This is a genomic window from Paraburkholderia tagetis (genome assembly GCF_022213065.1).
Lineage (GTDB): Bacteria > Pseudomonadota > Gammaproteobacteria > Burkholderiales > Burkholderiaceae > Paraburkholderia > Paraburkholderia tagetis.
Genome location: NZ_JAKLJA010000003.1, coordinates 402,703 through 415,501 on the forward strand (window position 1 = coordinate 402,703; position 12,799 = coordinate 415,501).

General features: G+C 61.0%; 12 protein-coding genes and 2 tRNA genes. 8 read left to right on the forward strand and 6 right to left on the reverse strand.

What is annotated here, in order from left to right; translation table 11 throughout:
• The first annotated feature begins 161 nt into the window (after positions 1 to 161).
• The 5 genes from L5014_RS07020 to L5014_RS07040 all read left to right on the forward strand — a co-directional run bounded on the left by L5014_RS07020 (position 162) and on the right by L5014_RS07040 (position 5,404).
• Positions 162 to 1,100, forward strand: coding sequence for a YicC/YloC family endoribonuclease (locus tag L5014_RS07020; RefSeq protein ID WP_238462847.1), 939 nt, complete (start codon positions 162 to 164; stop codon positions 1,098 to 1,100).
• A gap of 95 nt (positions 1,101 to 1,195) precedes the next feature.
• Positions 1,196 to 1,918, forward strand: coding sequence for a guanylate kinase (gene gmk / locus L5014_RS07025; protein WP_238462848.1), 723 nt, complete (start codon positions 1,196 to 1,198; stop codon positions 1,916 to 1,918).
• 40 nt (positions 1,919 to 1,958) lie between these two features.
• The gene (gene rpoZ, locus L5014_RS07030) at positions 1,959 to 2,162 is read left to right on the forward strand and encodes a DNA-directed RNA polymerase subunit omega (RefSeq protein ID WP_006400783.1); all 204 of its coding nucleotides are present in this window, start codon (positions 1,959 to 1,961) and stop codon (positions 2,160 to 2,162) included.
• 110 nt (positions 2,163 to 2,272) lie between these two features.
• On the forward strand, positions 2,273 to 4,639 hold the full coding sequence (locus tag L5014_RS07035; RefSeq protein WP_238462849.1) for a RelA/SpoT family protein: 2,367 nt from the start codon (positions 2,273 to 2,275) through the stop codon (positions 4,637 to 4,639).
• A gap of 276 nt (positions 4,640 to 4,915) precedes the next feature.
• Positions 4,916 to 5,404 carry a phage protein NinX family protein gene (locus L5014_RS07040; protein ID WP_238462850.1) on the forward strand — a complete coding sequence of 163 codons (489 nt, stop codon included), beginning with the start codon at positions 4,916 to 4,918 and terminating at the stop codon, positions 5,402 to 5,404.
• A gap of 75 nt (positions 5,405 to 5,479) precedes the next feature.
• Here the strand turns inward: L5014_RS07040 and L5014_RS07045 are convergent.
• Both L5014_RS07045 and L5014_RS07050 read right to left on the reverse strand, forming a co-directional pair.
• Positions 5,480 to 5,556, reverse strand: a tRNA-Arg gene (locus tag L5014_RS07045).
• Between the two features lie 79 nt (positions 5,557 to 5,635).
• Positions 5,636 to 5,712 (reverse strand) — tRNA-Arg (locus L5014_RS07050).
• Positions 5,713 to 5,884: 172 nt separating this feature from the next.
• On the opposite strand from L5014_RS07050, the gene greB reads away from it, so the two are divergent.
• Entirely contained in the window at positions 5,885 to 6,445 is a 561-nt protein-coding gene (gene greB / locus L5014_RS07055) for a transcription elongation factor GreB (protein WP_238462851.1), read from the forward strand.
• Between the two features lie 116 nt (positions 6,446 to 6,561).
• Here the strand turns inward: greB and L5014_RS07060 are convergent, their stop codons facing one another.
• Positions 6,562 to 7,710: a porin gene (locus tag L5014_RS07060; RefSeq protein ID WP_238462852.1), complete on the reverse strand. Its 1,149-nt coding sequence runs from the start codon at positions 7,708 to 7,710 to the stop codon at positions 6,562 to 6,564.
• Positions 7,711 to 8,252: 542 nt separating this feature from the next.
• On the reverse strand, positions 8,253 to 8,462 hold the full coding sequence (locus L5014_RS07065; protein ID WP_238462853.1) for a hypothetical protein: 210 nt from the start codon (positions 8,460 to 8,462) through the stop codon (positions 8,253 to 8,255).
• 398 nt (positions 8,463 to 8,860) lie between these two features.
• Here L5014_RS07065 and L5014_RS07070 point away from each other — a divergent pair, with 398 nt between their 5' ends.
• Complete coding sequence (locus L5014_RS07070) at positions 8,861 to 9,064, forward strand: cold-shock protein (protein WP_027817418.1); 204 nt, start codon at positions 8,861 to 8,863, stop codon at positions 9,062 to 9,064.
• Positions 9,065 to 9,359: 295 nt separating this feature from the next.
• A complete protein-coding gene (locus L5014_RS07075) occupies positions 9,360 to 10,523 on the forward strand; it encodes an exonuclease domain-containing protein (RefSeq protein WP_238462854.1) in 1,164 nt (387 codons plus the stop codon).
• Between the two features lie 40 nt (positions 10,524 to 10,563).
• On the opposite strand, the gene L5014_RS07080 is transcribed toward L5014_RS07075, so the two are convergent.
• Complete coding sequence (locus tag L5014_RS07080; protein WP_274389264.1) at positions 10,564 to 11,154, reverse strand: chorismate mutase; 591 nt, start codon at positions 11,152 to 11,154, stop codon at positions 10,564 to 10,566.
• A gap of 351 nt (positions 11,155 to 11,505) precedes the next feature.
• Complete coding sequence (locus L5014_RS07085) at positions 11,506 to 11,655, reverse strand: hypothetical protein (RefSeq protein WP_167066521.1); 150 nt, start codon at positions 11,653 to 11,655, stop codon at positions 11,506 to 11,508.
• Positions 11,656 to 12,799 lie beyond the last annotated feature (1,144 nt).

Below are 12,799 nucleotides of genomic sequence, written 5' to 3' on the forward strand. Positions count from 1 at the left end.
GCCGGTCTCGCACGGCAGTGGCGTTTCCAAAAATGGGATAATAGCGATTCTCCGCCCCGCGTCATCGCCTGCACGCGTCCACGCCGGGCGCCTCGATTTCCTTTGCCGTGACCCGCGCTTTTTACGAGGCGCGCCGCCATGGCTTTATCGCGAGACGAACCATGATTTACAGCATGACCGGCTATGCCAGCGCCACGCGCGAGCTCGTAGCGGCATCGGGCACGGGCGGTGCCAGTGTCTCCGTCGAACTGCGCACCGTGAATTCGCGTTTTCTCGACCTGAACTTCCGTATGCCCGAAGACGTGCGCGTGTGCGAGCCCACATTGCGCGAAATGCTGATGACGAAGCTGTCGCGCGGCAAGGTCGATATCCGCATCAACATCCAGCGCAGCGAGCAGGCCGCCAACGCGGGCGCGCTTAACTGCGACGCGCTCGAACAGCTTGCGACGCTCGAGCGCGCCGTGCTCGAAGCGTTTCCCGATTCGGGTCGTTTGCGCACCGGCGAGATCCTGCGTTGGCCGGGCGTGCTGGCGGAAAGCGGCGTGGCGCCCGACGTGCTGCGCGACGCGGTGCTCGGCTGCGGCAAGCAGGCGATCGCCGACCTGATCGATGTGCGTGCGCGCGAAGGCGCTCAGCTTGCCAACGTGCTGCTCGCGAACGTCACGGAAATGGAAACGATCGTCGCGAAGATCACGCCGCTCGTGCCGGATCTGATCGTCAAGCATCAGCAGAAGATCGTCGAGCGGCTGCAGGAAGCGTTCGGCATTGCCGCGCCCGAAAGCGCGAACGGCAACGGCGCCATCGGCAATGTTTCGCGCGAGGAAATTTCCGAACGCATCCGCCAGGAAGTGACGATGTACGGCATTCGCATCGACATCGCCGAAGAACTCTCGCGCCTCACCGCGCACCTGACCGAAACGCGTCACGTGATCGAGAAGGGCGGGCGCGTGGGCAAGCGTCTGGACTTCATGATGCAGGAGCTCAATCGCGAAGCGAATACGCTCGGTTCGAAGGCGGCAGCGAAGGAGCTCGCCGATGCCTCGATGACGCTCAAGCTCCTCATCGAGCAGATGCGCGAGCAGGTGCAGAACCTCGAATAAACAAAGCGCGCTGCGCGTTTGAAACAACGCGGCAAAAGTAGCAATTCAAGTAGAAGTCAGGCAGCAATAAAGTAGCAATTCAGGAAGCAACGAACATGACCGATCAGACCAGCAGCCTCAGCGGCCATAGCGGTGGCAAGGCCGAAACGAAGCCGCGCAATCCGTACGCGGGCGTCTATCCGGGCAATCTCTTCATGGTGGTGGCGCCCTCGGGCGCGGGCAAATCCACGCTCGTGAACGCGCTGCTCGCAGAAGACAGCGCGATCTGTTTGTCGATTTCGTACACCACGCGCGCACCGCGCTCGAAGGAGCGCGACGGCGAGCATTATCACTTCACGACCGTCGACGATTTTCTCGCGCGTCACGCAGAGGGCGAGTTTCTCGAAAGCGCGGAAGTGCATGGCAACTACTACGCCACGTCGCGCGTGTGGATCGAAGAGCAGATGAAAATCGGCCATGACGTCCTGCTCGAAATCGATTGGCAAGGTGCGCAGCAGGTGAAGAAGCAATTCCGCAATGCAGTGGAAATCTTCATCTTGCCGCCGTCGCTCGACGCGCTCGCGGAGCGCCTGCGAAAGCGCGGCGAAGACGAGCCCAACGTCATCACGCGACGCCTGCTTGCAGCGGGTAGCGAGATGGCGCACGCGAGCGACGCGGAGTACGTCGTGATCAACGAAAACTTCGATCGCGCGCTGCAGGATCTGCGTAACATCGTAAGCGCGACGCGTCAGCGTTTCACGTCGCAATACGCGCGGCATACCGAGCTCTTCGTGCAGCTCGGCATTCACCAGCCGCAGCCCGGCGCATCGGGCACATAAGGTAGAATAAGAACCTGCTGAGAATGAGAAGGAACCCGACATGGCCCGCATCACCGTCGAAGATTGTCTGAAACAAATTCCGAACCGCTTCGAACTGGCGCTCGCAGCAACGTATCGCGCACGCCAGCTCGCCCAAGGCCACACGCCGAAGATCGAAAGCCGCGACAAGCCTACCGTCGTCGCGCTGCGCGAGATCGCGGCCGGCCAGGTCGGTCTGGAAATGCTGAAAAAGGTGCCCGTCTAACGGCGCCTCGCCGTACTACGTTGTACCCGGCAGTACCTTGTCGTACCCATTTGTCATGTAATTTGCGCCGCGCGGCAACCGTCAACGCCTGACCTGATACGGAGGGGAACATGAGCACCACGCCCTCGCCGGCCACTGAGGTGGACCAGGAAGCCGAGACTGCGAGCCCCGCGCGCAATTACATCGACGCGGTCCTCGAACAGTCGTTTCGCCATCTGTTCGGGCCGACCGCAACACCGGAGCAGCCTCGCAAGCACGGTGTCGTTTCCATCGCCAATCTGACCGCAGCGCTTTCCGGTTACCTCACACCCGAGGAAATCAAGGAAGTCAAAGCGGCGTTTCACTTCAGCGACGAAGCCCACCTCGGGCAATATCGTCAGAGCGGCGAACCCTATATCACCCATCCCGTCGCCGTTGCGGAAATCTGTGCCGGCTGGAAGCTCGATGCCCAGTCGATCCAGGCCGCGCTTTTGCACGACGTGATGGAAGACCAGGGTGTGACCAAGGCCGAGCTTGCCGAGCGCTTCGGCGCGAAGGTCGCGGAACTGGTCGACGGTCTCTCGAAACTCGACAAGATGGAGTTTCGCAATCGCGAGGAAGCGCAGGCGGAAAACTTCCGCAAGATGCTGCTCGCGATGGCGCGCGACGTACGCGTGATTCTCGTTAAGCTTGCCGACCGGCTGCACAACATGCGCACGCTCGGGGCGGTGCCGCCCGAGAAGCGCCGCCGCGTGGCGCGCGAGACCATCGATATCTATGCGCCCATCGCGCACCGCCTGGGCCTGAACAACACCTATCGCGAACTGCAGGACCTGAGCTTCGCGAACTTCAATCCGAATCGCTACGCCACGCTCGAAAAGGCGGTCAAGGCCGCGCGTGGCAATCGCCGCGAAGTGGTGAGCAAGATTCTGGAATCGGTGCAGCGTGCGATCGCCGAAGCGAAGCTCGATGCCGAAGTCACCGGTCGCGAGAAAACCATCTTCAGCATCTACAAGAAGATGCGCGACAAGCAGCTGTCGTTCTCGCAGGTGCTCGATGTGTACGGTTTTCGCGTGGTGGTCGAGTCGCCGCTCGAGTGCTACACCTGCATCGGCGCGCTGCATGCGCTCTACAAGCCCGTGCCGGGCAAGTTCAAGGACTACATCGCCATTCCGAAGGTGAACGGCTATCAGTCCCTGCACACCACGCTGGTGGGCCCGTTCGGCGCGCCCATCGAGTTCCAGGTGCGTACGCGCAAGATGCACGAGATCGCCGAAGCGGGCGTGGCCGCGCACTGGCTCTACAAGAACGGCGGCGCCGATCTCAACGACGTCCAGAAGCGCGCGCACCAGTGGCTCAAGTCGCTGCTCGACATCCAGAGCGAGGTGGGCGACTCCAGCGAATTCCTGGAGCACGTCAAGATCGACCTGTTCCCGGATGCCGTCTACGTCTTCACGCCGAAGTCGAAGATCATGGCGCTGCCGCGCAGCGCCACGGCGCTCGACTTCGCGTATTCGATCCATAGCGACCTGGGCAACCAGTGCGTCGCCGTGAAGATCAATAACGAGTTGCTGCCGCTGCGCACGGAATTGAAGAGCGGTGACATCGTCGAGGTGATCACCGCGCCGTATTCCAAGCCGAATCCCGCGTGGCTCGGCTTCGTGCGCACCGGCAAGGCGCGCTCGGCCATCCGTCACTACCTGAAGACGATGCGCCTCACGGAGTCGGTGCAGCTTGGCGAGCGCCTCGTCGATCAGGCGCTCAAGGGCTATGGCTACCAGCTTGCGGAAGTCACGCCGGAAGTGTGGGAAAAGCTGGTGCTGTGGACCGGCAACAAGAATCGTCAGGAGATCTTCGCCGACATCGGCCTCGGCCGGCGCGTGGCGGCGGTCATGGCCAAGCGCATCGAAGTGCTGATGAGCGGCCAGGACGCCGACGACGACGATAACCAGCATCCGCCGCGCGACCCGAGCGCGCCGCAAGCGCCGCCCGTGGTCATCACCGGCACCGAGGGCATGTCGGTGCAGCTCTCGGCCTGCTGCCGCCCGATTCCGGGCGACGACATCATGGGCTATATCGGCATCGGCCTGGGCATGGCGATCCATACCACCGACTGCCGCGTCGCACAGCGCATACACCGGCGCGATCCGGGTCGCTGGATCGACGTGGCGTGGGCGCCGCAGCCGGGACGTCTCTTCGACGTCGCCGTGAAGGTGCTCGTGAAGAACACGAAGGGCGTGTTCGCCCGCGTGGCCGCCGACATTACGTCCGCCGACGCCAACATCGTGCACATCGCCATGGACGACGACCTCGCGCAGGAGTCGAATATGCTGCGCTTCGTGATCCAGGTGAGCGACCGCGTGCACCTCGCGAACGTCATGCGTCGCGTGCGCACGAATCCGGACGTCATGCGCATCACGCGCGAGCGTCCCAGCGACGAAGGGCACCATCGCCACGAGGGTGGCATGCGCATCGAGCGCGAGCGCGCCGACTATTGACGGCACGGGCGGCCCCTATAGCGGGTTGCTCCCGGCATCGCCCCTCTCGTTGCCTGACGCGGCGGTACATCGGCTCTGCGGGGCTGTGCCGCTGGTTGCCGTGTCGTTCGCTTGTGTCGTTCGCATTGTTGTCGATTAGTTGTCGCTTTGTTGTCGCTTTGTTGTCGCTTGGTTGTCCTTCCGGCCCGATCTTCTGCGGCCGTCCGGCGTTGCCCCTGTGTGCTGCGCCTTTGGCACCTCCTACGAACCGCTATCAACCGGAAACGAGGGCACGCAATGAACGTAGCTGACCTGAGCGGCCTCGCGCTCGATTACTGGGTGGCGCGCAGCCTGCCGGACTTCGTGCGGGAGATCTATTTCACTGATAGCGGCGAAACCGTTGCGGTGCGCGGTAATGACCGTGGCCGACCGTGGGATGGGCGCTTTGAACCGTCCACGTCGTGGGAGGCTGCTGGCGTCGTGCTCGACCGCGCCCGGCGTTTCGAACTGAGCGAGGGGCATACCGGCGAGCCGGCGCGTTGCGTGGCGCAGTTCGAGGGTGCGCATGGCAAAGTCGAAGCGCGCGGCGCGACAACGCGTGAGGCATTGCTGCGTGCGTTCGTGAAGAGCCGCTTTGGCGATACGGTAGAGGAGGTGCTGCGTCAGCCGCAGGCCGTGCTGGGCGCGAATATGGCGCCAGTGGGGGAGCCGAGTGCGATTGGCAATGTGGAGGATGTGCCGCGCCCGGATGCGCAGATTGGCGATATCGGTGCGCCGCCGCGCTAGACGCTTGATGGACGCTACAAAGAGGATGCTGGAAAAACAAAGGGCCTTCCTGATTCAGGAAGGCCCTTCGAGAGGTGGTGCGGCTGGCAGGATTCGAACCCACGACCCCTTGGTTCGTAGCCAAGTACTCTATCCAACTGAGCTACAGCCGCACGCTAAAACGATACTACTTACTGCAATGTACTACCTGAGATTTTGCACTGATGTTGCTTGAGCAAAACTCGAAAAAGTTGGTGCGGCTGGCAGGATTCGAACCCACGACCCCTTGGTTCGTAGCCAAGTACTCTATCCAACTGAGCTACAGCCGCACGCAGAAGTGAGATTATAGCAACGTTTTCAAAAAAGGGAAGGCCCTTATCGCGATTTGTCTGCGGACGCGCTTCGTGTAACCTGAGAGAAGGGTCAACCTAATCTGTGCTGCGAATCCGGGCTGCGCATCTGGGCGGTAGTCGCAAGCAACGTGTAGTGAAGCGAACCATCATGAACAAGGCATTTGTCAAAGAATCGACCGACAACGACGATGATCTCGAAGCCGGTCATCCCGAAATTCCTGCGGGAACCAAGAACTACATCACCCCCGCGGGCTACGAGCGCATGCGCAGCGAGCTGCTGCATCTGATCGACGAGGCGCGGCCCGAGGTGGTCAAGCTCGTCTCGTGGGCCGCCTCGAACGGCGATCGCTCAGAGAACGGCGATTACATCTACGGCAAGCGCAGGCTGCGCGAAATTGACCGGCGCATCCGCTTCTTGACCAAGCGGCTCGATCTGGCCGAGGTGGTGGACAGCAGCCGCCAGGAAAGCGTGGATCAGGTGTTCTTCGGCGCGACCGTCGACTACGGCACCGAGGACGGTGAATCTCATACGGTCACGATCGTAGGGATCGACGAGGTCGATCTCGACCACGGCCACGTGAGTTGGGTCTCGCCGATTGCGCGCGCGCTCCTGAAGGCCAGGATCGGCGATCAGGTGACGCTGCATACGCCTGCCGGGCCTGAACCTGTCGACGTGCTGGACGTGCGCTATCCCGCGTCGGGTGCGTGAGGGCTAGCGAGGGCGCGAAGTTGGGTGCGTTGAACGCCGCGCAGAAATGAAAAAAGGCGCCGCAAGCGGCGCCTTTTCAGCTGCACAGCAGGCCAGTGAGGCCTGCGCGGTGCTGCTTAGAAGCGGTGACGCATACCAACCGTCACAGCGACCTGGTCTTGACGGGTCGATGCCGAGCCCACGCCGTTCAGGTAAGCGCCGATGTGTTCCTGGTTCGACGACACGTGCTGCCAGTCGCCTTGCAGGTAGACGTCGGTGCGCTTCGACAGTGCGTAGTCCGACTGCAGTGCGACCGTGTTGTAGTTCGGGTTCACGCCGCCGCCGAAGTTCGCGCGGGTGTACGTGTACGCGCCAGCCAGGCTCAGGGCCGGGGTCAGAGCGTAACGGACGTTGCCTTCAAAGTTCTGGAAGCGTGCGCTGCCCGAGTTGAAGCCGAGGCCAGCCGCAGTGCCCGATTGCGTCGGCGAGATGCGAACTGCATTGCCCAGTTGCGTCTGCGTATAGACGAAGCCAGCCGTTGCCGGACCGAACGTGTAGTTCACGCCGCCGCCGAACGTGCTTTGACGGCCTGCTGCGAACGTGTATTCACCCGTTTGCGCGCCCGAGTTGGCCGAGCCCAGTTGCAGGTTGTTGACGTCGTTGTTCATATGCAGGTAGCCAGCCGCAACGTTCAGGCCACCCCAGTTGTACGACGCGCCAACGCTGTATGCGCGGTTGTTCGCGAATTCGCTGCTGTTCGAGAACGAGTACGTGCCGCCGAACTTGAAACCAGCGTAGTTGACGCTCGAGTACTTGATCGTGTTGTTCAGACGAACCGAGTTGTTCAGGTTGTCGTTGTCATACGGGTGAGCAGCGATCGTGCCGCCGTATTGCGTGCCGGTGTTCGACAGCGGAGCGAGGTAGTCGACCACGGAGTCGTACTGGCGACCGAGGGTGACCGCGCCAAACTGGTCGCTTGCCAGACCGACGAACGCTTGACGGCCGAACATGCGACCCGACTGGCTAGCCGTGCCGTTCATGATGTTGAAGCCGTTTTCCAACGTGAAGATAGCCTTCAGGCCGCCGCCGAGGTCCTCAGCACCGCGCAGGCCCCAACGGCTGCCGTTGACCGTGCCGCTCGATGCCTTCCAGAGGCTGTGGCCACCGGAGTTGTTTGCGTAGGTGATGCCAGCGTCGACCAGGCCGTACAGCGTAACGCTGCTTTGCGCGTGCGCAGCCGTTGCAAAAACGCCCGTGAGGGCAGCGACCATGAGAGTCTTTTTCATCTTTGTAAACTCCGAGAACAGAGGTGGGTTTCGTTGAACCCTGTTTGGGAAACCGTCCACGCGAAAGGCAGCGAGAGGCAATACTCGCGTGGCGCGTTAATCCGTCGAAGCGGTTTCCGGACAGGCAGAGTGTAGAGAGGGTGCTCGGAAAGGGGGTATTCCGATTCACGCAATAAAGTATTGCGAAATCCGAAATGATATTGAGGCTCGCGTTAAGCCTTGCTGGTTGGGGCTTTCAGCGGGATTCAGGTTGGGCGGGGTAGGGTGTCAACCAAACGGCGTTGTGCGATCGCTACACCAATTGATTGCAAAAAACAACGCCAAACTGGTCAATCGTGATTATTGTCGCTCACGTAACAGATGATTGTGCGCCGTGAAGTTAATGACCCGGCGGCGCAGCGGCTATACTGTAATGGCTGCTTTTCGAAGCAGACTTTTTCGTTGACGAAAAAGATCTCCAAACCTTTGTCAGCGCGGCTCATAACCGCGCTCTTTTTTTGCCTGCACTCCGCTTGCCGCGTGCGGGACCCCGCATGTAGCGCTTATCTGGTGGGCTCTTCCGGCGGCTCAGGCTGCAGGCTCCAGTCTTCCATTACATAGTGTCGGGCGTCCATAGGGGAACACAGCAGGTTGTGCCAATGGTCGCCGTGCCACGAACCGTACGCCGCGACGTCGCCCGTTGTTCCGGTTGCCGGATCGGTGCCGTCGATCTGTACGAGCCAATGAATCCACCGTCGTAGTGCCGTCAGCATGGTTGCCTCCCGTTGCACGCTAACGGTATTCATCATGGATTGAATGTATTACTCGAACAACCAGTAAAAACACTTACGTTTGACACGTTTTGTTACAGACAAGTAGTTTTTCCCGATCCGGCGACGACTCTCCCATTGGTCAGTAAAAAAGCCACACCACGCATATTCATTTCACATGCATATATATTTGCACGATTTTTGACGCGCACTGCCTTATCGTTGAAATGGGATTGCGGTTATAAAAAAATCGCTTGACTGTCGATTGACGTTCCCCGTATAACGACCATTCTGAATTTCCTTTCAGCTTCAAATCCATTGCGGGACGCAGAAAGGTGAGTCAGTTGGCATTCGACGTGAGGGTATCGCCCGCGTCATTATATTTCTAGGGAAACTGAAAGATGGAAACCGGTATTGTCAAATGGTTCAATGATGCAAAGGGCTTTGGCTTCATCACGTCCGACGCCGGCGGCGACGACCTGTTCGCGCACTTCTCGGAGATTCGTTCGGAAGGCTTCAAGTCGCTGAAGGAGAACCAGCGCGTCTCGTTCGACGTCAAGGTCGGCCCGAAGGGCAAGCAAGCGGCGAACATTCAGCCGCTGTAAGCGCGGCGCGCGAGCGGGCCTGTGTGTCTGCTCCCCGTGGCTAGTAGCCCTGGTGACCCCAGGGCTTTTTTATTTTCGGCGTATAAAGAATCGCGTAATAATATCGGGCGATCTTTGTGAAACTCATGTGATTGGCGGGAAAACCCCAATTCAAAAATCCCTCCGCTAGTGCAGATAAAACCCGCTGCCAGGAAAGCCATGCAGCGTAAACCCGACACAGCGTAAACCCTCTGCGCGATTTGCCCAAACGGTGCATACTTGGGCGATTTTCTCATTCTCGTCTTGCCGCTTCACCATGTCCGACATCCTCTTGAACGCCGAACTTCCGTCCGGCGACGGCCCGCTGGTTTTTGTTGATCTCGAAACGACGGGCGGTTCGGTGGGCGAACACCGCATTACCGAGGTCGGGGTTGTCGAGGTAAGGGATGGGCAGGCCACGCGATGGAGTTCGCTGGTCGATCCTCAGCAGGCAATACCGCCCTTTATTCAGCAGCTCACCGGCATCACCGACGCAATGGTGCGGGGAGCGCCCACGTTTGCCGAAATCGCGCCCGCGCTGTTCGAGCGGCTTTCGGGCAAGCTCTTCATCGCGCATAACGCCAGTTTCGATCGCGGCTTTCTGCGTGCCGAGTTCGAGCGCGCCGGCTTGACGTTCAGCCCCGATGTGCTGTGCACGGTGCGCCTGTCGCGGGCCCTGTTTCCGGCCGAGAAGCGTCACGGTCTGGACGCACTAGTGGAGCGCCACGCGCTCGTGCCGGCCGATCGTCACCGCGCGCTCGCCGACGCCGATCTGCTCTGGCAGTTTTGGCAACGCTTGCCGGGCCTCGTGCCCGCGCAAATGCTTGCCGCGCAGGTTGAGCGGCTCACGCGCCGGCACCGGCTCGCGGGCGATATCACCGACGATCTCATCGATACCGCACCGGCAGGTCATGGTGTCTACGCATTCTTCGGCGAAAGCGACGTACCGCTTTATGTCGGGCGCAGTGTCCGCGTGCGTCAGCGCGTGCGCTCGCATCTGTCAGGCGAGCGTCGCTCGGCGCGTGAGCAGCGCATGGCGCAGCAGATCCGGCGCGTCGAATGGCAGGCGACGGGGGGAGAACTGGGGGCGCTTTTCGTCGAGGCGCGATGGATCGCGCAATTGCGGCCATCGTTCAACCGCGTGCCGCGTGTATCGAAGCACGATCCGGAGGACGCGCCCTGGCCGTTCGACGGTGCCGTGCTGGTCGAGGAGCACGATGTCCCGCATGGTCAGCCCGTGTTGCACGTGATCGATCGCTGGTGCTACCTCGGTGCGGCCGCAAGCGCGACGCAGGCGGCCAGTCTCGTTGCTGCGTCGGCGGCTGCCGATGCGCCGTTCGAACTTTCGACGTGGCGCATCTTGCATAGCCGCCTCGAAAAGGGCTTGCGCGTATTGCCCTTGCAGAACCTGGTCGTCGACGGGCTGACGAATCTGGCCTGAACGGCCCGAATGTCCCTTGAGGGACGGGCGTCCGGTGGGTTTAAACCGTGCCGCTTGCGCCGCCGCCTTCGCAAACATGGCCGAGCGCGCGCGTCATGGCGTTAGTGCGCGCAGAGTCGAAACGCGTCAACTCTTTCCAGTTCGCCACTGCCCGCGCTACGCGTGCCGGACAGTCGTCTGCCGCGCGCGTGGGTCGCACGCGCGCAAGTGCGATGATTAGCTGCGCCGTGAGGCGGTCGAGTTGCGGGCGCGTAACGGTCGCGAGATCGGGTGCCGGACCTGCGGGCGCCTGTGACGACTGCCAGGCCGCGAAGAGCGCTTGTTGCATCTGCGTGCTCGCATCGATCTGATCGCGGAAGAACGTCCGTGCGAACACCGGATCGACGCCCGCGGCCGCGGCGCGCTTCTGGACGTCGGCGAGCAGCGCGTTTTCGCGCGGCGTATCCGTGATCGGTTTGTGGTTGATCCATTTCCAGTGTGCGACGGGCTCTGCCAGCGAGAGACGCTGTGAAACCAGTGCGACGAGGTTGGTGAGCGCCGTGTCGTCGCCGTCGGCGCGTGCCGAGGCAGCCGGCAACATGATGAGAAGTGCGGCGGCACAGGACGCGAGTGCGCGAAAAGCGGATTTCATTGAGAGAGCAGGCCGGCTGGCCGAAGAGGAAAAAGCGAAGGATAGCCGGTTATGAAGCGCTTGCTGGCTTATTCGTCAACGCTGCAACGGCAGGGGCTGCCGCAAGCAGTTCAGTTCGGCGGAAAGCGATCTGAATTGTCGGTGCGATTGCGCAGTGCCATACGCGAACCGCACGCGCGTTTCCTCGAACGCGCGTGCGTCAAGCGAATTGAGGCTCCTCGTCGTTTTGCACGCAACCGGACACCCGCGCCATCATTTCGATGGTGCGATTGAAAGCGCGCAAAAACGTGCGGAGATACCCGCTCGGGCCTGCCGTTCGTTTTGTACGTCTAGCGCCGGTGCGCTGCCCCGTCACTGCTGTTCGTGTGCCTTGCGTTGCTCGTCGAGAAATGCCCGAACGTGAGCGGGCAATTCATCACCGAGAAACTCGACGGCCACCGGTTCCGGATCCGGGCTGAAGACTTGGTCCGGGGTCGGAATCCTTGGTGGTTTGGCGTCCATGATCTTTCTCCTATGTAAGGCAATTATCCGGCTCCGCCCTTCAATCACGCTAGTGCCTGCCAACGCAAAGGAGTTTTTCCAGTGTGCGTGTTGCTTTATTCGCACATCGGGACAACTTATTAACTGCGCCGGAATATAATTATTTAGCTACGCTTCATTGGCGCCCGTTCGTTTGTCGCCTGGATTTGGGGCTCGCGAGCGCCTGTGGCATCGCCGGTCACTGTCGCGACGCATCTTGCATTCCTATCAGCTAGCCGGTCGTGGCCACACAGGCGCGGCAGGCTTGGCGTTCGTTGCTTGCCGCCCCCTGCGTACTCGACTGCGTTCCGTTACCTGTCTATATCAGTTAATTATCGCCCGAGCTTGACCCCAGAACCTTAAACAGAATTAAAACGGCGTAAGCGTTCGTCTCTGCCGAATCGGTCTCTGTCATATGTCTGCATTTTGCGGCGAGTTAATGTCAGCACTCACATAAATGATTGGGTATAAGCGCGGCGTATTGATGCAGCCTGTTCTTCCGTCAGGATTGCGTCGTCGGAGCCGGAACATGCTGCAGATGGGTGGTTCACCGGCACCGCACGCACGTTCGCCTCGCCTTGAATGCGCGCCTGACGGCCGTCCGCGAACACGTAATAAGGGAACGGGCGTGCCGGCTCGGATGCCACGTCCAGGCACGCGACCAGTTCGGGCGCGAGCGTGAAGTCGAGCGCGCCAAGCGACTCTTCGACTAATCGGTGCCGAGGCGCTTGAGCGAGCCTTCGAGCGCGCGCAGCAGGTGCTTGCGATGATTGCCCCCCGCGTTGGGATTGCCCGTTTGCGCGTTGTACGAATGCTTGGTGGCGATCACGAGCTTCTGTTCGCGCGCAGCTCGATAGCGGACGCCTCGTGCCCATGCTTCGAGATTGGTGCCCGTCGTTTCCTGGCTTCTACCTGTACACGCCAGGGCGCGCGCAATTGCAGCCCAAGCTGCGCGTCTTAAGCGACTTTCTGCGCGAGAAGTGAGGGATTGCCTGAGGTGTGGTCAGGGCAATCGCATGAAATGTAAAAACGCCTGTCACAAAAGTTGTAAACCCGCGCCATGACGCGTTTACTCTGGCTTTTGCCCGGAGAAGACCCCATGCAGGACGTGCTGAGCATCGAGGAG